We start from the raw sequence: 20,374 nt of genomic DNA, 5'->3' as shown, positions 1-20,374 counted from the left end.
CACCGATACGGATCATCGGACCGCTCCCCTGGTCGTGCTCATCTCGGTGCCCATCTCTCCCCGTGCTTCCCTGATGTCTACAAGGATGCCCTCGGGGCGCTCCTGATACATCCGTGCCAGCACGAAGGTCCAGACCACCTGTGGGGGTCAGGCGGCCGCGCGGGCCTCGCTCTCGAGCTTGCGGCCCAGCAGGCGACGAGTACGCCGGTCGCCGGTGGCCATCTTGTAGAGGATGCCGAGCTGCTGCGGGGCGTTCTTGGCGTTCGTCGTCTTCAGCCAGCCGTTGGGCAGCGAGAGGCGGACGACCTTGTGCCAGGCCGAGTAGACCTGCTGCGGCATGGGACGCGCGCAGTAGGTGAGGTCGTACTTGTCGAACAGCGCCTTCACCTTCGGGGCGATCTCGGCGTAGCGGTTGGACGGCAGGTCCGGGAAGAGGTGGTGCTCGATCTGGTGCGACAGGTTGCCGGTCATGATGTGCAGGGCCTTCGACCCGGAGATGTTGGCGCTGCCGAGCATCTGGCGGACGTACCACTCGCCCTTGGTCTCGCCGTCGATCGAGCGCTTCTCGAAGGTCTCGACGCCCTCGGGGAAGTGGCCGCAGAGGATGACCGAGTTGGACCACAGGTTGCGCACGATGTTGGCCGTGAAGTTGGCCGCGAGCGTGGGCAGGAAGGAGCCGGTCGGGATCGACATGGCCGGGTGGACGACGTAGTCCTTGGTGGCCTGCTTGCGGATCTTGCCGAGCACCTGCTTGGCGCGACGGCGGAAGTCGGGGTCCTTGGTCTGCTTCTTGGCGATGACCGAGCCGAGCTCGAGGTCGTAGGCGGCGATGCCGTACTCGAAGAAGACGGCGTTGATGAAGCAGAACACCGGCTGGGCGAGCGAGGCCGGCGTCCACGGCTGGTCCTCGTCCACGCGCATGATGCCGTAGCCGAGGTCGTTGTCCTTGCCGATCACGTTGGTGTAGGTGTGGTGCAGCTCGTTGTGGCTGTGCTTCCACTGCTCGGCGGGCGAGGCCATGTCCCACTCCCACGTGCTGGAGTGGATCTTCGGGTCGCGCATCCAGTCCCACTGGCCGTGGAGGATGTTGTGGCCGATCTCCATGTTGTCGAGGATCTTGGAGACGCTCAGGCCGAGGGTGCCGAGGACCCAGGCCGGCGGGAAGGCGCTGAAGAGCAGCACCGCGCGCGAGCCGAGCTCGATCTTGCGCTGGGTGTCGATGACCCGGCGGATGTACGCCGCGTCGGCGGCACCGCGGCTGTCGAGGACGTCCTGGCGGATGGCGTCGAGCTCGATGCCGATCTGCTCGATGTCGGCCTCGGTGAGGTGGGCGATCGGGTTGTCCTGTCCGAGGACGGACTTCTTCTGGATCGTGGTCATGTCGATCTCCTGGGGGTGTCGGGGGAGGTCTGGGTCAGTGGTCGATGTGGCAGGGGCCGGCGGCGGCGTTGATGCAGGTCTGCACCTTGATGTCGCCGGTCTCGCCGGGCACGGCGGTGGTGATCGCGCCGTTGCGCAGGTCGCGGACGCTGCCCTCGCGCAGGGGGATGACGCAGCCCATGCAGATGCCCATCCGGCAGCCGCTCGGCATCAGCATCCCGGCCTCCTCGGCGGCGTCGAGGATCGGCGTCGCGCCGTCCAGGGCGAGGGTGGTGCCGGAGGCGAAGGTGACGGTGCCACCGTCGCCGGGCTCGACGCGGGCGGTGCGGAACTGCTCGGTGGTCAGGGTGAGGCCGGCGGCCTCGTGGTGGGCGCCGAGGGCGTCGAGCAGGCCGGCGGGGCCGCACGCGAGCGTCGTGCGCTCGGCGAGGTCCGGCACCAGGGTGGCGAGGTCGGCGACGTCGAGCACGCCGTGCTCGTCGTCGTACCTCGCGACGAGGCGGATGGCACCCGCGGCGTCGAGCGCCTCGAGGTCGCGGATGAAGATCGAGTGGGGGTGGCTCGGCGCGACGTGCACGACCACGATGTCGTGCTCGGCGCTGCGGGCCGGGCGCAGCACGCCCTCGTCGGTGCTGGGGAAGAGGTTGCGCAGCATGCCGATGACGGGCGTGATGCCCGACCCGGCGGTCACCATGAGGAACTTGCCGCCCTCGGGCGGCAGCACGAACTCGCCGGCGGCCCGCTCGAGGTGGACGAGCGTGCCGGGGCGGGCCTGGTGGACGAGGTGGTTGCTGACGAGGCCGTCCGGCACCGCCTTGACGGTGATGGAGATGCGGCCGTCGCGGCGCGGGCCGTGGGTGAGCGAGTAGGCGCGCCACTGGCGTACGCCGTCGATGTCGATGCCGATACGGAGGTACTGGCCGGGCACGTGGCCGGCCCAGTCGGCGCCGGGGCGGATCACGATCGTGGCCGCGTCGGCGGTCTCGGGCTCGACGGACTCGATGCGGCCGCGGAGGTCGGCACCCGGGCGCAGCGGCGCGAACAAGTCCATGAAGTCGGCGGGCAGGTAGGGCGTGGTGGCGGCCTCGGCGACGCGAACGAGGCGGTCGCCGACCGTCTTCGTCAGTCGCCGTCCGCGCACCGGGGGCTCGAGAGTCGTGCTCATGTCATCAAATGTCGCGGATCCTGGCCGCGACTTCCTGCCTCGGGCACGTGAATCGGGGCTAGACTCTTGTTCTCTGCGAACAATAACGACCTCAGGAGTCCCGATGGCATCACGCTCTGTGCGCCCGGCCACACAAATGCACACCGTCGTCGGTCTCGACCCGCAGGTCGCCGAGGCGTTGCGGTCACGGCTGGCCGAGGTCGCGGACCGTGCGGTGCTCACCATCATCGACGAGGTGCCGAGCTACGCCGGGTCGCTGAGCGGCCGGATGGGCGAGATGATCCGCAACGCCGTCCAGCTCGCCCTCGGCGGCTTCCTCACCCTGGCCACCCGCCAGGACGCCGACGCGCCCAAGGCGCCCGCGATCGAGGGCGCCTACCAGCTCGGTCGCGGCGAGGCGCGCAGCGGGCGCACGGTCGAGGCACTGCTCGCCGCCTACCGGGTCGGGGCGCGGGTGTCGTGGCGCGACATGGCGGACTCCGCCGTGGCCGCGGGCATCGACCCCGGTCAGCTCGCGCGCTTCGCCGAGCTGGTCTTCGCCTACATCGACGAGCTCTCCGCCGCCTCCGTGGCCGGGCACACCGACGAGCTGGAGAGCAGCGGGCGCGTGCGCCAGCGCAACCTCGAGCGCCTCGCCCGGGCACTGCTCACCGGCGCCCCCGCCGACGCCGTCAACGCCGCCGCCGAGCGCGCCGACTGGGAGCCACCGGCCACCCTGACCGCGGTCGTGCTGCCGGAGTCGCAGGTCTCGGCCGCACTGACCGCCCTCGACTCCCGCACCCTCCAGTCGTCCGACGACGTGCCGGGCCTGGCCGAGGGCCATGCCTCCCTCCTGGTGCCGGGCACCGGGTCGGCCGGTGCGCGGCCTGCGCTCCTGCGCGCCCTGCAGGGCACCGACGCCGTCGTCGGACCCTCGGCACCGTGGCTCGAGGCAGCCGCGTCCCACCGCCGGGCACTGCGCTGCGCGGCGCTCGGGCGCGACGGGCTGGTCGACTCCGACGAGCACCTCGCCGCCCTCCTCCTGGGCGCGGACCCCGAGGCCCGCGCCGACCTCCGCGCGCGGGTCCTTGCGCCGCTCGCGGACCTGCGGCCCTCGACCGCCGAGAAGCTCACCGACACGCTCCGCAGCTGGCTGCTCCACCACGGGCGCCGCGACGCCGTGGCCGAGGAGCTCTTCGTCCACGCGCAGACCGTCCGCTACCGCGTGGGGCAGCTGCGGGAGGTGTACGGCGACCGGCTCGAGGACCCGGCCTTCGTGCTCGACGCGACGCTGGCGCTGGCGTGAGCCCACCCCCAGCGGCCGATGTAACGCCGGGTTGGTAGCTGTAGCCACCTGGATATATCCGGGTGGGTACAAGCACTAACCCGGCGTTACAGCTGGGCCCGCGCTAAGCCCGCGCTCACACCTCGCGCTCGTACGCCGGCTCGCCCGCCACCCAGGTCACGACGACCTGGTCGGCGAAGGCTCGCAGCCGCTCGGCGTGGTCCTGGTCGGAGTCGCCGTCGAGCGGGTCGGCGTCGAGGAGCACCAGGTCGGCCGGGTGGCCGGGCGCCACGGTGCCCCAGCCGTCGGTGGAGGCGGCGAGCGCCTCACGGGCGGTGATCGCCTGCTCGGGGTGCCACGGCTCGCGCTCGTCGGCGGAGCGGTGGATGGCGGCGGCGATGGCCAGCCACGGGTCGAGCGGCGAGACCGGGGCGTCGGAGCCGAGCACCACGTCGACGCCGTCGTCGAACATCCAGCGCAGCGGGAAGCACCGCTCCGCACGACCGCGCCACAGCCGCTCGGCGACGTCGCGGTCGTCGAGGAGGTGGGCGGGCTGGACGCTGGCGCGCACGCCGAGCTCGGCCATGCGGCGTACGTCGTCGCGGGTGGTGAGCTGGACGTGCTCGATGCCGCCGTGGGCACCGGTCTCCTCGAACGCCGCGAGGGCCTCGGCCACGGCGCGGTCGCCGATGGCGTGCACCGCGACGTCGAGACCACCGGCCGCGGCGCGGGCGAGCAGGGCGCGCAGCTCCTCGGGCGTCTGGTTGGGCTGGCCCTCCTCGGCGCCGGGCACGGCCTTCTCGGCGTAGGGCTCGCAGCACCAGGCGGAGCGGGTGTTGAGCGAGCCGTCGCTGATGATCTTCAGCGGACCCATGGTCAGCCGCGGGTCGCCGTCGAGCGAGTCGCCGGAGCGCAGTCCGCGCGACAGCACGTCGTCGAGGCCGTCGGCGTAGCATGCGTGGCGGACCCGGATCAGGTCTGCACCCTCGGACCAGCGCTCGACCCAGTCGGCCACCCCGCCGCTGAACTCGAGGTCCACGAGGCCCACCACGCCCTGCGCGGCGGCGGCCTCCATCGAGCGGCGGTAGGCCTCCGGCCCGGTGCCGTCGGTGCCGAGCACCGTGGCGAGCCGGCCGTAGGCCATGAACCACTCGCCCTCGCTCACCACGCTGTCGCGGGTGGGCAGGGCGAGCATGTGCAGCGCGGTCGTGTTGAGCCAGCCGTGGTGGCCGTCGCCGGCGATGAGCACGATCGGCTGGTCGGTGTCGACGGCGTCGAGGTCGGACACCGCGGGGTTGTCCGGCCAGGCCGTGGGCCGGTGCCCCCAGCCGATGACGGGCAGGTCGGGCCACTGCTCGAGTCGTTCGCGCACCAGCGCCACCGCCTCCGTGCTCGAGCGCGCCGGGGCGAGGTCGAGCCGCGCCGAGGCCAGGGTCCACTGGCCGAGGTGCACGTGCTGGTCCCACAGCCCGGGCGCCAGCCAGCGCCCGCGCCCGTCGTACGTCCAGCCCCCGAGGTCGGCGAGGCCGGGGCCGACCTCGACCACGCGTCCACCGTCGAGGCGTACGTCGACCAGGCCGGGGGCAGCGGGCTCGGTGACCGCCACGAGGCGGACGTTGCGGATCAGCATGGGGACCACGGTAGGAGGCGCGGAGCCACCACGCTGACCGGCCCTCCTGTGGCGGACGGCTAGATTGGTCGTATGAAGTGGCGGGGGCCTGCAGTGCTGGTCGCGCTCCTGGCGGTCGGCGCCGGGAGCGGCTTCGCCGCGTCCGCACAGACCCGCGACACCACGATCGGTTCCGGCGTCGCCGCCCCGGTGCCCGCAGCGCGCCCGGAGCTGCCGATCGAGGCACCGCAGCCGTTCGAGGCCGACCCCGACGACCCGGCGCTCGAGCCCGGCATCGCGATGGAGCAGGCCCGGCTGGGCAGCGGGAAGTTCGAGATCACCTTCCCCGCGCCGAAGGGCTGGAGCACCAACGCCAACGCCACCAACGAGTGGAAGTGGAAGAAGCCCGGCACGTCCAACAACACCTACGTGATGCGCATCGAGCAGATCAACAGCCAGGACATCACCATCGAGGACGCCATCGACATCCGCATCGAGCGGCTGCTCGACGAGCAGGAGGACGTGTCGATCCGCGAGCGTGGCGCGAACTCGCTCGAGTACACCTACCGCAGCAACGAGGGAAACAAGCGCCACAGCTTCATGCGGTGGCTCGACCTCGACCGCAGCGGCCAGGCGGACGTCGAGATCGTCGTTCACGGGCGCGAGCGGGACGTCGAGGGCACCAGTGACCTGATCCGGCGGGTGGCCGAGGGCATGCGCGGTGCGACCGCCCAGGCGATCGAGCTGCCCTGATGGACGCGATCGCGACGCGCCGCGGTGCCGCCCTCGTCGCACTGCTGCTGGCACTGGGGCTGGTGGGCGGCTTCGGCGCCTCCTGGGCCCTCGGCGAGCTCCCCCGCGGCGACGGCGCGCCCGCCCCGGTGGTCGCCGCGTCGCCGAGCCTGCCGGTGGACCCCGTGCCGGACATCCTCCCCGATCCGGCGTACCCGCCCCTCGAGCCGGGCACCCGCCTGGTCCCCGGTGAGGTCGGCAGCGGCGGGTTCCGGATGACGCTGCCGGTGCCGCAGGGCTGGACCTTCTCCGAGAACTCCCTCAACGAGTGGCAGTGGCGCCCGCCGGACCAGCCGTCCTTCGGCCAGGTGATGCGCGTCGAGCAGGTGCTGAGCAACCGCCGCTCCATCAGCTGGACCCTGGACCGTCGCATCGACGAGCTCAACGAGGACGAGCAGAACGTCACGATCCTCGAGCGGACCGACCGCAGCCTGCACTTCACCTTCGTCGCCAGCAACCACCTGCGCCACGGCTTCCTGACCTGGCTCGACGTCACGGGCTCGGACGACGCGCAGGTCGAGATCGCGGTCACCGGGCGCGCCCGGGACGCGGACGGCATGGCCGACCTGATCAGCCGCGTCGCGGCAGGCGTCTCGCTGGGCTGAGGCTCAGATCCCGGACGTCGTCACCGAGTCGAGGACCGTGTTGGCCGTGGCGCGCTTGTCGCTGCGGACCTGCACCCAGAGCAGCTGGCTGGCGTTGACCTGCACCACACGCTCGACCATGTAGTCGGCGCCGGGGCAGCCGCTGAAGATCATCGTCATCGACGCGTCGCCGTTGCGCTCGTCCCTGATCAGGCCACCGGGCGCGTCGACGCACTCCGCGTGCTGCGGCACGCGCGAGGGCAGCTTGTCGGAGGAGAGGATCCCGATGAAGACACCCGGGGCGGCCCCCTCCTCGGTGTTCCAGCCCTCCCGGCTGCCGGCGGCCAGCGACGGCTGCGACTGCTCACCCTCGACCGGCACCCACTGCTCGGGGTCGACCTGCGCCGTCCACGACTCCGGGACGGTGACCGAGAGCGTGCCGGTGTCGTCGGAGACCGTACGGGTGGCGGTGCTGGCGCGCTCGAGCGACCACCCCGCCCCGGCGCCGAGCAGGAGCACCAGAGCTGCCGCGACGAACCCCGGCCAGCGGCGGCGCGCGGCCGGGCTGTCGGACGGGGTCGGATCGGTGGCGCCGGTGCCCGGCTCGGTGCGGGTGAGGTCCGGGTCGACCGGGACCCACGCCTGCGGCGACGCGTCGAGCTCCCCGCCCATCGCGTCGACGAGCGCGGCGGTGAAGGACGCGACGTCCTCGAAGCGGTCGTCGCGGTCCTTGGCCAGCGCGCGCAGCACCACGGCCTCGGCCTCGGGGTTGCCGATCCCCATCGGCGGCGGCGGTGCGGGGTCCTCCGCCGCGGAGAGGCTGGAGTGGGCGAACGGCTGGCGACCGGCGAGGAGGTAGTGGGCCAGTGCCGCGAGCGAGAACTGGTCGGCGCGGGCGTCGAGGCCCTCGCCGCGCGCCTGCTCCGGGGCGACGTACGTCGGCGTGCCCCCGACCATGGTCAGCCGCGAGGACATGTCCATCGCCTTGCCGAGGCCGAGGTCGCCCAGCATCGCGATCACCTGCTCGCCGGCTGCGGTGCCGACGGTGCGGAAGAGCACGTTGGCCGGCTTCACGTCGCGGTGCAGCACCCCGCGCTCGTGCAGGGCGGTGAGGCCCTTGCCGACCTGGTCGACGACCGTCAGCGCCTGCGCCCGGCTCAACATGCCGAGCTCGAGCCGGTCCGCCAGCGTGCCCTGGTCGGCGTACGCCATGACGAGGAAGGGACGCTCGTCCTCGAGCTCGCCGGCGTCGTAGACGCTCACGACGTGCGGCGACTCCACCTTGCGCAGGAAGCGGCCCTCCTCGACGAACCGCTGCCGGATGTGGAGGTCCCCGGTCCAGTTGTCGGCCAGCACCTTGATGGCCACCGGCGAGTCGAGGTGCTCGTCGTGGGCGAGCCACACGGTCGCGAACGCCCCGGAGCCGATGCGACGGCGCACCGGGTAACGACCGAGACGAGAGGGAGCGGACACGTGGGCATTATCGTGCAGGGGTGAACTATTCGGGGGACCCGGGCGACGCGCTGACGCCGGACGACATCGACGACCTGGCGCGTCGGGCACGTGACGGCGACCGCGACGCGCTCGAGATGCTGCTCGGGGCGGTGCGTCCGCGGGTGCTCAACATCTGCCGCGGGGTTCTCCCCTTCTCCGGCGACTCCGAGGACGCGTGCCAGGAGGCGATGCTCAACGTCGCCACCCGGATCGACTCCTGGGGCGGTCGCGGCCGCTTCACCACGTGGCTGCACATCGTGGCGGTCAACAGCGCCCGGACGACCTACCGGCGGCTCAAGAACCTCGCCACGCCCACCGACTTCGAGGACGGCGCCCACGACCGGCCGGACCCGCGCACCACCAGCGTCATCGCCGGCACCCGTCTCGACCTGCTCGACGCGATGGAGACCATCGAGGTCGACCACCCGCAGTACGTCGAGCCGCTGCTGCTGCGCGACGTCTACGGCCTGCCCTACGACGAGATCGCCGAGCTCGTCGACGCCCCGCTCGGCACCGTGAAGGCCCAGATCCACCACGGCCGCAAGCTCGCCCGGCCGTTGCTCCGGGGCGAGAGGTGAGCCTCACGGCTCGCACCGGACTCACCCTCGTCCTGTCCCTCGCGGTCCTCACCGGCTGCTCCGGCGAGGTCGCGGCCCCCGACGCCCTCACCACGCCGGCTCCCACAGCAGCGGCGCCGGCCTCCGACGGTGTGGCGCGTGCCTCGACGCCCCCGCTGACAGACCCGGTCGAGCAGGACCTCGACCTCGCGGTGTCCGAGCCGCGCGAGGACAGCGTCTACCCCGACGTCGGCGACCCGCGGGTCGACGCCCTGCACTACGACCTCGACCTCACGTGGGAGCCGGGGCGCGAGCGGCTCACCGGCAGCGCGGTCATCACGTTCCGAGCGGCGCGCACCGCCCCGCGCTTCCAGCTCGACCTCGGCGCGCCGCTGGCCGTCGGGCAGCTGACCCTCGACGGCGAGCCGGTCCGCTTCACCCGCCGCGGCAAGGACCTGGTGGTGCAGGCCCCGATCACCGCGGACGACCGCCACGAGCTCGCCCTCGACTACGCCGGCACCCCTGAGCCCGCGCCGGCACCCACCACGCGCAGCGACTTCTCCACCACCGGCTTCACGGTCACCGACACCGGCGAGGTGTGGACGATGCAGGAGCCCTACGGCGCCTACACGTGGTACCCCGTCAACGACCAGCCGTCCGACAAGGCGCTCTACGACGTCACGGTGCACGCTCCCGCGCCGTGGACCGGGATCTCCAACGGCGCGCTCACCGAGCTCACCACCGACGAGGACGGCACCACCACGTCGTGGCAGCTCGTGGAGCCGGCGTCGTCGTACCTCATCACCCTCGCGATCGGCGACTACGCCCACGCCTCCAACACGACCGAGGACGGCCTGCGCGTCGACTACTGGACCCCGCGCGGGATGGTGCGCCGGCTCGAGGGGATCCAGAGCGCGGCGGCCACCGTCGACTGGGTCGAGGACCGGCTCGGCGCCTACCCCTTCGACACCCTCGGCCTCGTGGTCACCGCCTCACAGAGCGCCATGGAGACCCAGACCATGGTCACCCTCGGCGACACCGACTACGTAATGTCCCCGCAGGTCGTCGCCCACGAGCTCGTGCACCAGTGGTACGGCGACCAGGTCTCGCCGTCGGACTGGCGCGACGTGTGGCTCAACGAGGGCATGACGATGCTGCTGCAGTGGACCTACGAGGACGAGCACGACATCCGGCGCCTGCGCGAGACCCTCGACGCCGCCCGCGCCATCGACCAGCAGCTGCGCGACGACTACGGCCCGCCCGGGGCGTACGACCCGCGCCAGTTCGGCGGCTCGAACATCTACTACACGCCGGCGCTCATGTGGAACGAGCTGCGCGTGGAGCTCGGCGACGAGGAGTTCTACCGCGTCGCGCGCTCGTGGCTCGCCGCGCACGACAACACGTCGGTCTCGCGCGAGCAGGCCTACGACCACTGGGAGTCCGAGACCGGACTCGAGCTGTCGGAGTTCTTCGACGCCTGGATCGTCGGTCGCACCACCCCCGGCCCGGGCGTTCGCGCCTCCTGAGCGACCCGGTCGCGCGTACCCTCCGGACATGAGCCGCCTCTCCGCCCATGACCTCATCGACCTCGTGCTCGACGAGGGCTCGTGGACCTCGTGGGACACCGCTCCCGTGCGCGCCGACGTCGGCGAGGCGTACGCCGCCGAGCTGGCCGCAGCGGCGGAGAAGTCAGGCGTCGACGAGTCGGTGCTCACCGGCGAGGCACGGCTGCGCGGACGCCGGATCGGCGTGCTGGTGGGCGAGTTCGGCTTCCTGGCCGGCTCCATCGGCCGCGCCGCCGCGGACCGGATCGTCGCCGGCATCGAGCGCGCCACCCGCGAGGGGCTGCCCCTGGTGGCGGCGCCCGTCAGCGGCGGCACCCGGATGCAGGAGGGCACGCCGGCCTTCGTGCAGATGGTGCGCATCTCCGCCGCGATCGCCGCCCACCGCGGCGCGGGGCTGCCCTACCTCGTCTACCTGCGCCACCCCACCACCGGCGGCGTGATGGCGTCGTGGGGCTCGCTCGGCCACGTCACCGTCGCCGAGCCGGGCGCGCTGGTCGGCTTCCTCGGCCCCCGGGTCTACGAGGCGCTCTACGACAAGCCGTTCCCCGAGGGCGTGCAGACCTCGGAGAACCTCTACGCCCACGGCATCGTCGACGCGGTGCTGCCGCCCGACGAGATCGCCGACATCCTCGACCGCGCGCTGACGATCCTGATGGCCGCGCGCGAGGGTGTCGCGCCGGTGGCCGACCCAGGGCACGACGACGTCCCCGACGTCGACGCCTGGGACTGCGTGACCCGGTCGCGGCGACCGGACCGGCCCGGCGTACGCCGTCTGCTGCGCTACGCCGCCAGCGACGTCGTACCGCTCAACGGCACCGGCCAGGGCGAGCGCGACCCGGGGCTGCTGATCGCGCTGGCCCGCTTCGGCGAGGCGCCGTGCGTCTTCCTCGGCCAGGACCGGCGCGGGCAGACCACCGACCACCCGATGGGACCCGAGGCGCTGCGCGAGGCGCGCCGCGGGATGCGCCTGGCCTCCGAGCTCGGACTGCCCCTCGTGACGGTCATCGACACCCAGGGCGCGGCGCTGTCGGCGGACGCCGAGAACGGCGGGCTCGCCGGCGAGATCGCGCGGTCGCTGGCCGACCTCGTCACCCTCGACGCGCCGACGCTGTGCCTGATGCTCGGCGAGGGCAACGGCGGCGGCGCGCTCGCGCTCCTGCCCGCCGACCGCGTCGTGGCCGCGCAGCACGCCTGGCTCTCGCCGCTCCCGCCGGAGGGCGCGTCGGCGATCGTGCACCGCGACCTCGAGCACGCCGCGGAGATGGCGCGCTCGCAGCAGGTGCGCGCGCTCGATCTCCACCGCCGCGGCGTCGTCGACCGGATCGTGGCTGAGAAGCCCGACGCCGCCGACGAGCCGGAGGATTTCTGCCGGAGGGTCGGGGCCGTGCTCGAGCACGAGCTCAGCGCGCTGCTCGCCGCCGGGCCGGGGTCGCCGGAGTCGCGGGCGCGGCGCTACGTGTGACCGCTTGCCGAGCGGTGCGTGAGGAGGATTCCTCGTCGCCCGAGTCCTCGTGGCTCACCGCTCGCGGGCGTGTCGGTCACGGCGGGCGACTGGGCGGTGCGTGAGGCGGCTTCCGCTTTCGCGGAATCCTCCTGGCTCACCGCTCCTCGGGAGCCTCGGCCGCCGCCTCCTGCGCCTCGACGACCTCGGCCTCGGTGACCGGCTCCGGGGTCGGCTCGGGCGTCGACTCGGGCTGGGCCATCCCCACGCCCGGCACGCTGGTGCCGCTGAGGGTGGCGAGCATCTGGCGGACATTGGAGAGCTGGGCGTTGATGCTGTCGCGGCGCTGGGCCGCGGCAGCGAGCTCGCGCTCGGACTCCGCCCGCACCCGGTCGGCGGTGGCGCGGGCGTCGGCGACCATGGTGGTCGAGCGCTCCTCGGCCTCGGCGAGCATGCGGGCGATCTTGGCCTCGGCCTCGCTGCGGCTGCGCTCCATCGCCGCCTCGGTGTCGCGGTTGCGCGCGGTCATCGCGTCGAGCTCGGCCTGGGTGGCGGCCTGCTGGGCCTGGAACTCCGAGGTCGCCTGCGACCGTGGCCTCGGCCTCGGCGCGCGCGGCCTCAAGGAGGGCGGCCTTCTCCGCCGCGGCGCTGTCGCGCAGCTCCTGCGACTCGGCGCGGAGCGCGACTACGTCCGCGTGTGCCTGCTCGCGCAGCAGGTCGCCCTCGGTGCGGGCGGCCTCGACCTGCTCGTCACGCGCACCCTCGGCCGAGCTCATGAGGAGCGATGCCTGCTCGTTGGCGTCGGCGACGATGGTCGCCGCCTCCTCCGAGGCGCCGGCGAGGACCACCTCGGCCTGGCGGCGGGCGCGGCCGGCCTCGGCGCGGTCGCGCTCGGCGTCGGCCATCAGGCTCCGGGCCTGCTCACGCAGCGTGGCGAGGTCGGCGGTGAGCCGCTCGGCCTCCTGGCGGGCCTCGCGCTGGAGCTGGTCGGCGACCTGCTGGGCACGGGCCAGCAGCGTCGCCGTGGAGGGCTCGCCCGAGGCGGCCATCCTCGCAGGCCACCCCTGCGGGTGACAAAGAGGCAGCCCCCGGGTTTGCGCCCACAGCGAAAAGCCTTGTCGGGGCATCGTCGCGACCGGTGGAGTGAGGCCATGAAGCTCCTCGTCCTCGGCGGCACCCGGTTCCTCTCGCGGGAGGTGGCGGCCCAGGCCGTCGCCCGCGGGTGGGACGTCACCTGCGCGTGCCGCGGCGAGTCCGGCCCGTTGCCCGACGGGGCGACCCACCTGCGCTGGGACCGCTCCGAGCCCGCCCCCGCCGCGCTGGCCGAGGGCGGGTGGGACGCCGTCGTCGACGTCGCCCGGCTGCCCTCGCAGGTGCGCGGCGCGCTCGACGCCGCCGCTGACGCGCACTGGGTCTTCGTCTCGACCATCAGCGCCTACGCCGACAACTCCTCCCCCGCGACCGAACCGCTGGCCGAGCCGATCACCGAGGACGTGGACCTGTCCGAGGACCCGGACGCCTACGGCGGGATGAAGGTCGCCTGCGAGCAGCTCGTGCAGGAGCGCGCGGCGTCCGCGGTGGTCGTACGCCCCGGGCTGATCGTGGGGCCGGGCGACCCGACGGGCCGCTTCGCCCACTGGCCGCAGCGCCTCGTCCGGGGCGGGGAGGTGCTGGCGCCGGGACGACCCGACGACGTGGTGCAGGTGATCGACGTGCGCGACCTCGCCGCGTGGGTCCTCGAGCTGGCAGAGCGGCGCACGACCGGGACGTACGACGCCGTGGGGACCCCGGTGCCCCTCGGCGAGCTGCTGGCCCACACCGCCGCCGGCGTCGGTGCGGACTACCCGCGGCTCACGTGGGTCGACGCGGACTTCCTCGAGGAGCACGGCGTGGCCCACTGGGCCGGCGAGGGGTCGCTGCCGCTGTGGCTGCCGCGCCCGGAGTACGACGGCATGCTGGCACACGACCCCGGTCCGGCCGTCGCCGCCGGGCTGCGGCTGCGGCCGCTGGCCGAGACTGCGTCGGGGTGCCTCGACTCACCGGTCTTCGCGCTCTCGCCCGAGCGGGAGGCCGAGGTGCTGGAGGCCTGGCACACCCGCTGACCGGGCGTGCAGGTCGGGTATCTGGGGACGTTCTCGTAGGGGCGGAGCACGATCCTCCTACCAGAACGTCCCCAGATATCGACTCAGAAGAGGAGCGCGGTCCCCGGGTCGGCGAGGATCCCGGCGACGTCGGCGAGGAACCGCGAGCCCTTCTCCCCGTCGATGTGGCGGTGGTCGAAGGACAGCGCCAGCGTGGTGACGTCGCGGACCACGATCTCGCCGGTGGCCTCGTCGACCCACGGCCGCTTGTTGACCGCACCGAAGCACAGGATCGCGGACTCGCCCGGGTTGATGATCGGGGTGCCGGCGTCGACACCGAAGACGCCGACGTTGGTGATCGTGAAGGTGCCGCCCGCCATCTCGGCCGGCTGCGTCCTCCCCTCCCGCGCGGTGGCGGTGAGCTCGCCCAGCGCCGCGGCGAGCTCGGTCATCGACAGCGCGTCGGCGTCCTTGACGTTGGGCACCACGAGCCCGCGCGGGGTCGCGGCGGCGATCCCGAGGTTGACGTAGTGCTTGTAGACCACCTCCTGCGCGGCCTCGTCCCACCAGGAGTTGATCTCCGGGGTCCGCTTCATCGCCAGGATGACCGCGCGCGAGAGCACGAGCAGCGGGCTGATCCGGACGTCCTTGAGGTCGCGCCGCGCCTTGAGCCGCTCGACGAGCTGCATCGTGGCGGTGACGTCGACGGTGATCCACTCGGTGACGTGCGGGCTGGTGAAGGCCGACTGGCTCATCGCCGTCGCCATCATCTTGCGCACGCCCTTGACGGGCTCGCGGGTCTCGCGGACACCTGCGTCATGCGAAGGCGTACGCATCGGTGCGGGTTCGTATGACGCAGCGGCGGGAGCCTGGCCGGACGTCGCGCCCGACACCGCACCGTGGACGTCGTCGCGGGTGATCGACCCCGACGGGCCCGAGCCGGTGAGGGTGGACAGGTCGACACCGAGGTCCTTGGCGAGCTTGCGCACCGGCGGCTTCGCCAGGGCGCGTACGTCGCTGGGCTCGCGCTGGGCCGCGGCCGGGACGAGCGCCTCGGCGGGCGCCGCCGCGGGGGCCGGACGCTGGTCGACGGCCGGCACCGGTGACTCGTCGGCGGGGAGTACGTCCTGCGACTGCGCGCCGCCGGGCGAGAACGCCCCCTGCACCTGCATCTGGGTGTTCGCGCCGGCGTCGGTGCTCGGCGACGCCGAGCCGCGGCGCGCGCGGCGCATCGGGCCGCGCTCGGCCTTGATCCGGCCGACGAGGGACGCGCCCTCCATCGAGCCGGAGGCCGCCGGGTTGGAGAGGTCCATCTCCGTCAGGTCGGCCTCGGCCGCGCCGGACTGCTGGCCCGCCTTCTGCGCCATGCCGAGATAGGGGTCGGACTCGGTCTGCTCGGCCGGGGCGGCGGGCGCGGGGGCCTCGCCCTCGGCGCCGATTGAGATGATCGGCGTGCCGACGGGGACGGTCTCGCCCTCGTCGACCAGCAGCGCCAGGACGGTGCCTTCGTAGGGCGACGGCAGCTCGACGAGCGACTTGGCGGTCTCGATCTCGACGATCACGTCGTTGATCTCGATGGTGTCGCCGACCTTGACCTTCCAGGCCACGATCTCGGCCTCGGTGAGGCCTTCGCCGACGTCGGGGAGGAGGAATTCGGACATGGCAGTTCCTCTCAGAAGGCGAAGGTGCGGTCGACGGCGTCGAGCACGCGGTCGAGGTCGGGGAGGTACTCCTCCTCGATGCGCGACGGCGGGTAGGGCATGTCGAACGCGCCGACGCGCAGGACCGGGGCCTCGAGGGAGTAGAAGCACTGCTCGGTGATCCGGGCCGCCACCTCCGCGCCCATGCCGAGGTTGACGTGCGCCTCGTGGGTGATCACGCAGCGGCCGGTGCGGCGTACGGACTCGAAGACCGGGGCCATGTCGAGCGGCGAGAGCGTGCGCAGGTCGATGACCTCGAGGCTGCGGCCCTCGGACTCGGCGGCCTCCGCGCACTTGAGCGCGGTCTTCACCGTCGGGCCGTAGGCCAGCACGGTGGCGTCGGTGCCGGCGCGCACGACGCGCGAGGTGAAGAGCGGCTCGGGCGTCGCGGACTCGTCGAGCTCGGCCTTGTCGGCGTGGTACTGGCGCTTGGGCTCGAGGAAGATGACCGGGTCGTCGTGGGCGATGGCCTGCTGGATCATCCAGTAGCCGTCGACGGGGTTGGAGCAGGCGACCACCTTGAGGCCGGGGGTGTGCGCGAACTGCGCCTCCGGGCTCTCCGAGTGGTGCTCGACCGCACCGATGCCTCCGCCGAAGGGGATGCGGATGACGATCGGCATCTTCACCTTGCCCTGCGAGCGGTAGGTGTACTTCGCGACCTGGCACACGATCTGGTCGTAGGCGGGGTAGACGAAGCCGTCGAACTGGATCTCGATGACGGGGCGGTAGCCGCGCAGCGCCATGCCGACCGCGGTGCCGACGATGCCGGACTCTGCGAGGGGCGAGTCGATGACGCGGTCCTCGCCGAAGTCCTTCTGCAGGCCGTCGGTGATGCGGAAGACGCCGCCGAGCTTGCCGACGTCCTCACCCATGAGCAGGACCTTGTCGTCGGCCTCCATGGCCTTGCGCAGGCCCATGTTGAGGCCCTTGGCCAGGGTGATCTTCTGGGTGCTCATCAGTGGGTGCTCCCCTCGAACGACGCGAGGTAGGCGGCGAAGCCGTCGCGCTGCTCACGGATCTCGTCGGTCATCTCGCTGAAGACGTAGCCGAACTGGTCCATCGGCTTCGGGTCGGGCAGCGCCTTGCAGCCCTCGCGGAGGTGGTGGCCCATCTCCTTGGCCTCGGCGTCGAGGTCGTCGAAGAACTCCTGGTCGACCAGGCCGTTGCGGCGGAGGTAGACCTTGAGCCGCTCGATCGGGTCCTTGAGCTTCCAGTGCTCGAGCTCGTCGTTGAGGCGGTAGCGGGTCGGGTCGTCGGTCGTGGTGTGCGCACCCATGCGGTAGGTGTAGGCCTCGACGAACGACGGGCCGTTGCCCTCGCGGGCGCGCTGCAGGGCGGCCTTCGTGACGGCGTACGTCGCCAGCACGTCGTTGCCGTCGACGCGGATGCCCGGGAAGCCGAAGCCCAGCGCGCGCTGGTAGAGCGGGATGCGGGTCTGGCGCTCGATCGGCTCCGAGATGGCCCACTGGTTGTTCTGGCAGAAGAACACGACGGGGGCGTTGTAGGAGGCGGCGAAGATGAACGCCTCGTTGACGTCGCCCTGCGAGGACGCGCCGTCGCCGAAGTGGGCGATGACGGCCGAGTCGCGCTCGGGGTCGCCGGTGCCGACCACGCCGTCGCGCTGCATGCCCATGGCGTAGCCGGTGGCGTGGAGCGTCTGGGCGCCGATGACGATCGTGTAGAGACCGAAGTTGTTCTCGTTGGGGTCCCAACCGCCCTGGTCGACCCCGCGGAACAGGCCGAGCAGCCGCAGCGGGTCGACGCCCTTGCAGTAGGCGACGCCGTGCTCGCGGTAGGTCGGGAACGCGTAGTCCTGGGGACGCATGGCGCGACCGGCGCCGATCTGCGCGGCCTCCTGGCCGAGCAGCTGGGCCCAGATGCCGAGCTCGCCGTGGCGCTGGAGCGCGGTGGCCTCGACGTCGATGCGCCGCGTCAGGACCATGTCTCGGTAGAGACCGCGCAGCTCCTCGGCGGAGAAGTCGTGGTCGAACTCGGGGTGGTGGACGCGCTCACCCTCGGGCGTCAGCAGCTGGACGAGGTCGGGGCCACCATCGGTCTGGGAGGGTCCGAAGACCTCCGCAAGGTCGGGGCCGAAACTCACCGGGTCGGGCAACGGGCTCTCCTTCAACAGCTAGCGACGTTCCCGGGATCACCGGACGCCGACGGCTTTCAGCGTGGTCGTCGGCGTGTGTGACCCCGACCACATGATGGCGCCAAACGTATCTGCCGTGGCCTGCCAGCACCAATCTGACGGGGCCGGAGCCCCGCCCCGCGGCGTACGACCCCGCTGCGTCCCGGCGAGCCCGAAACGACGCCGGACACGGATGAGCCGGCGCCGACGGGCTCGTGGGTGACCCGTCGACGCCGGCCCGCCTCCATTGGGGGTTGGAGGCTCGGGCAGGCCGAAGCACTGCCCGGTGAGGGAGGTGGTCGTCCGGCTCCGAACCACGGACCGGAGTCGAGCCGGACCTCGGGGGTCTGGCGCGACGCCGGGCGTGGCGCGGTGGAGCTGGGTGGTCGACACGCCTCCGACAGGTCGTCGGTACGCCAGCGTCCCCGCGGGCGAACCCGCGGGGACGGTGACGTAGGCGTCAGGAGGAGGTGAGGCGCGGGGCCGAGTCGCGCACCACCTCGTCAGGCGTGGCGGACGATCCGCTCGGTTGTCCGACCGAGAGACCACCCACCGTGAGTGCGACAGCAAGGAGGCTCAGGGCTGCGCGGCGCATGACGGGTTCCTACTTCGCGCAGGGCGGGAAGGGAACCTTCTTGTACTCCTCGATCGTGCCGTCGGTGAACGTGATGACGACATCGCGGTAGTTGCCCGAGTCCTTGAACTGCACGGTCTCGTAACGGCCCGCGCTCAAGAACGTAGTGTCCTTGCCATCCACGGTGACGCTGGCGATGTTGTTGTCAAGCGTTCCGCAGTTCGAGTTGATGACGTACGTCTTGGTGTTGTCCTGACTGGCACCCGGCTTCTTGCACTCGGCGAAGGGCCGGCAGCTGAGAGAGGTGGCGAATGCCGGGATCGGTGCTGCGACTGCGATGACGGGCACGGTCCAGGCAGCGCCTCGGACGACTGTGCGACGGGTGTAGTTGGCCATGATGAAAGTCCCCTGGTTGGCGTGAGTGCCGGCGCCCCAAATACCGCCGACGGCTTGAGCCGTCGCCCCCAAGCGCACGGCTCTGCAGTCCCAAGAGTGGGGCCCCGCCTGCCCCTGACCAAGAGGCTTCGGCGAGGCACTGACCGATCTCCGACAGGCCTTGAGGGAACCTCGATGTATTCGTGAGGATGTCGGTCAAAGGCGTAGACCAGCACACCCGGACGAGGCAGCGTCGTCGAGCAGCCGGGAGCCGCGAAACCCCCATCAGAACGGGGTTTTCGGCGTGCGCCGACGTGGTGCGGGACGACGTACGAACCGGCGCCGACAGGCCCGTGGGTGACCTGACGACGCCGGCTCCCTCCATGGGGCGGAGGCTCGGGAGCGCAGACGGCTACCCGGAGACCAGGTGAGGCTTCACGACCGGCCGCCCTGCGTCAGGGAGGGGACGGTGAGGGGACCGGCACAGCGCTGCGGCACGCGGGTCCGGTCGAGCCGGACGGAGCCGGCCTTCAGCGTCACCGGCGCCAGCGCACGGCCCCGGGTGACGAAGCGCTTGCTGCCCAGCGACGGCACGGAGATGCGGTGCACCTTGGCGCCGACGCGGAGCCGGTAGACCACCGTCTCCCCCGAGCGGTTGGCGAGCTGGGCCCTGACCTTGCCGCGGCACCTGGCGCGCACCGAGCCCGCCGGCGAGCTGAAGGCCTGCGCCGGAAGGACCTCGGGCGTGCAGGAGCGGACGGCGGTCGTGACGACCGGGTCGGCACCGCTCGCGAGGTCGACGGCGGCGCTGTTGGCGTACGTCGCGCACGCCGACGGCGCGCCACCGGCGAGCGCCAGGTCATAGGTCCACGACCGGACCAGCCCGGGCGCCCAGGTCAGTGCGGGGTCGAGGACGACCCGCTGTCCGGGGACCGCGTGGTCACCGACGACGGCCACCGTCCGGTCGGGCTCCGAGGCGACGAGCTCCGCCGGGGCGGTGCCGGTCGAGTGGGCGTCCGGGGCCCACGACGCGGTCGCGGAGACCGAGCCGGACGCGGAGGGCGCGGAGGTGAAGGCGCAGGTCCAGGCGAGCGTGAGCGAGCCGGCGGCCGGGACGACGGCGTCGTCGCCACCGGCGACGGTGCACGCGGCGCCGCCGCCGAGGTCGGTGGTCACCGCGACGTCGGCGACCACGTCGCCGTCCGCGGCGGGGTTGGTGACGGTCACGTCGCCGGCGAGCGCCCAGGCCGAGTCGGTGACGTCACCCGCACGGGCCGTGACGGTCCAGCGGAACGTCGCACGGCCGGTGACGTCGACGGAGCGTGCGAGGGCGTCGACGGACTGGTCGATCGTCCAGCCGTGCGTGCGGACGAGGGAGCCGGCCGCGGTCACGGCGACCCCCAGAGGGACGTCGTCGGCGGCACCCGCAGGGACGGCCGTGGCCTGCAGCACGAGGGCGGGCAGGGCGACGAGGGTCGCGACGCCGCGGGCGCGCAGGGCCGACGCGCCGGCCCTCGCCGTACGCACGTCCGCCGGACGCCTCCTGCGCGCTGCTCCCACTGTCCATCCCCTGTCGAGCGACCCCCGCGACGGGCGGTCAGCCGGTGCTGCCCACCCCGGACGGGCAGCCGATGGCACAACCGTGCCGTCTCGACACGCCCA

17 protein-coding genes are annotated in these 20,374 nt (G+C 72.6%); 7 read left to right on the top strand and 10 right to left on the bottom strand.

Going from position 1 to position 20,374, the window contains the following annotated elements; all coding sequences use genetic code 11:
• Positions 1-147: 147 nt before the first annotated feature.
• Complete coding sequence (locus tag IRX98_RS09670) at positions 148-1,380, bottom strand: fatty acid desaturase family protein (RefSeq protein WP_224276193.1); 1,233 nt, start codon at positions 1,378-1,380, stop codon at positions 148-150.
• A gap of 34 nt (positions 1,381-1,414) precedes the next feature.
• Positions 1,415-2,545 (bottom strand): ferredoxin reductase, encoded by a 1,131-nt coding sequence (locus tag IRX98_RS09665; RefSeq protein ID WP_224276191.1) that lies wholly within the window; start codon positions 2,543-2,545, stop codon positions 1,415-1,417.
• A gap of 103 nt (positions 2,546-2,648) precedes the next feature.
• Between IRX98_RS09665 and IRX98_RS09660 the strand changes: the two genes are divergently transcribed.
• Entirely contained in the window at positions 2,649-3,830 is a 1,182-nt protein-coding gene (locus IRX98_RS09660) for a PucR family transcriptional regulator (protein WP_224276189.1), read from the top strand.
• 115 nt (positions 3,831-3,945) lie between these two features.
• Here the strand turns inward: IRX98_RS09660 and IRX98_RS09655 are convergent, their stop codons facing one another.
• Complete coding sequence (locus IRX98_RS09655; RefSeq protein ID WP_224276187.1) at positions 3,946-5,439, bottom strand: amidohydrolase; 1,494 nt, start codon at positions 5,437-5,439, stop codon at positions 3,946-3,948.
• A 72-nt stretch (positions 5,440-5,511) separates the two neighbouring features.
• Here IRX98_RS09655 and IRX98_RS09650 point away from each other — a divergent pair, with 72 nt between their 5' ends.
• The gene (locus IRX98_RS09650) at positions 5,512-6,171 is read left to right on the top strand and encodes a hypothetical protein (RefSeq protein WP_224276185.1); all 660 of its coding nucleotides are present in this window, start codon (positions 5,512-5,514) and stop codon (positions 6,169-6,171) included.
• Positions 6,171-6,815, top strand: a complete 645-nt coding sequence (locus IRX98_RS09645) for a hypothetical protein (RefSeq protein ID WP_224276182.1) — start codon at positions 6,171-6,173, stop codon at positions 6,813-6,815. Before IRX98_RS09650 ends, IRX98_RS09645 begins: the two co-directional genes overlap by 1 nt.
• 3 nt (positions 6,816-6,818) lie before the next feature.
• On the opposite strand, the gene IRX98_RS09640 is transcribed toward IRX98_RS09645, so the two are convergent.
• Positions 6,819-8,267, bottom strand: a complete 1,449-nt coding sequence (locus IRX98_RS09640) for a serine/threonine-protein kinase (RefSeq protein ID WP_224276180.1) — start codon at positions 8,265-8,267, stop codon at positions 6,819-6,821.
• Positions 8,268-8,287: 20 nt separating this feature from the next.
• Between IRX98_RS09640 and IRX98_RS09635 the strand changes: the two genes are divergently transcribed.
• The 3 genes from IRX98_RS09635 to IRX98_RS09625 are packed head-to-tail and all read left to right on the top strand — an operon-like array spanning position 8,288 to position 11,872.
• Entirely contained in the window at positions 8,288-8,866 is a 579-nt protein-coding gene (locus IRX98_RS09635; RefSeq protein ID WP_224276178.1) for an RNA polymerase sigma factor, read from the top strand.
• Positions 8,863-10,371 (top strand): M1 family metallopeptidase, encoded by a 1,509-nt coding sequence (locus IRX98_RS09630; RefSeq protein ID WP_224276176.1) that lies wholly within the window; start codon positions 8,863-8,865, stop codon positions 10,369-10,371. The genes IRX98_RS09635 and IRX98_RS09630 overlap by 4 nt, the downstream gene beginning before the upstream one ends.
• A 28-nt stretch (positions 10,372-10,399) precedes the next feature.
• Positions 10,400-11,872, top strand: coding sequence for a carboxyl transferase domain-containing protein (locus IRX98_RS09625; RefSeq protein WP_224276174.1), 1,473 nt, complete (start codon positions 10,400-10,402; stop codon positions 11,870-11,872).
• A 136-nt stretch (positions 11,873-12,008) separates the two neighbouring features.
• Here IRX98_RS09625 and IRX98_RS09620 read toward each other — a convergent pair whose 3' ends face one another.
• Positions 12,009-12,380, bottom strand: coding sequence for a V-type ATP synthase subunit E family protein (locus IRX98_RS09620; RefSeq protein WP_224276172.1), 372 nt, complete (start codon positions 12,378-12,380; stop codon positions 12,009-12,011).
• Here IRX98_RS09620 and IRX98_RS09615 point away from each other — a divergent pair.
• Positions 12,367-13,953, top strand: a complete 1,587-nt coding sequence (locus IRX98_RS09615) for an NAD-dependent epimerase/dehydratase family protein (protein WP_224276170.1) — start codon at positions 12,367-12,369, stop codon at positions 13,951-13,953. The genes IRX98_RS09620 and IRX98_RS09615 overlap by 14 nt on opposite strands.
• An 83-nt stretch (positions 13,954-14,036) precedes the next feature.
• Here IRX98_RS09615 and IRX98_RS09610 read toward each other — a convergent pair whose 3' ends face one another.
• The 5 genes from IRX98_RS09610 to IRX98_RS09590 all read right to left on the bottom strand — a co-directional run bounded on the left by IRX98_RS09610 (position 14,037) and on the right by IRX98_RS09590 (position 20,272).
• Entirely contained in the window at positions 14,037-15,593 is a 1,557-nt protein-coding gene (locus IRX98_RS09610) for a dihydrolipoamide acetyltransferase family protein (RefSeq protein ID WP_224276168.1), read from the bottom strand.
• An 11-nt stretch (positions 15,594-15,604) separates the two neighbouring features.
• A complete protein-coding gene (locus IRX98_RS09605) occupies positions 15,605-16,588 on the bottom strand; it encodes an alpha-ketoacid dehydrogenase subunit beta (protein WP_224276166.1) in 984 nt (327 codons plus the stop codon).
• Complete coding sequence (gene pdhA, locus IRX98_RS09600) at positions 16,588-17,733, bottom strand: pyruvate dehydrogenase (acetyl-transferring) E1 component subunit alpha (RefSeq protein ID WP_224276422.1); 1,146 nt, start codon at positions 17,731-17,733, stop codon at positions 16,588-16,590. Before pdhA ends, IRX98_RS09605 begins: the two co-directional genes overlap by 1 nt.
• Positions 17,734-18,367: 634 nt before the next feature.
• Positions 18,368-18,733, bottom strand: coding sequence for a hypothetical protein (locus IRX98_RS09595; RefSeq protein ID WP_224276165.1), 366 nt, complete (start codon positions 18,731-18,733; stop codon positions 18,368-18,370).
• Between the two features lie 414 nt (positions 18,734-19,147).
• Complete coding sequence (locus tag IRX98_RS09590; RefSeq protein WP_224276163.1) at positions 19,148-20,272, bottom strand: hypothetical protein; 1,125 nt, start codon at positions 20,270-20,272, stop codon at positions 19,148-19,150.
• Positions 20,273-20,374: the final 102 nt, after the last annotated feature.

The organism is Nocardioides lacusdianchii, assembly GCF_020102855.1.
Classification (GTDB): Bacteria; Actinomycetota; Actinomycetes; order Propionibacteriales; family Nocardioidaceae; genus Nocardioides; species Nocardioides lacusdianchii.
This window is presented reverse-complemented; position numbering and strand designations above follow the sequence as displayed.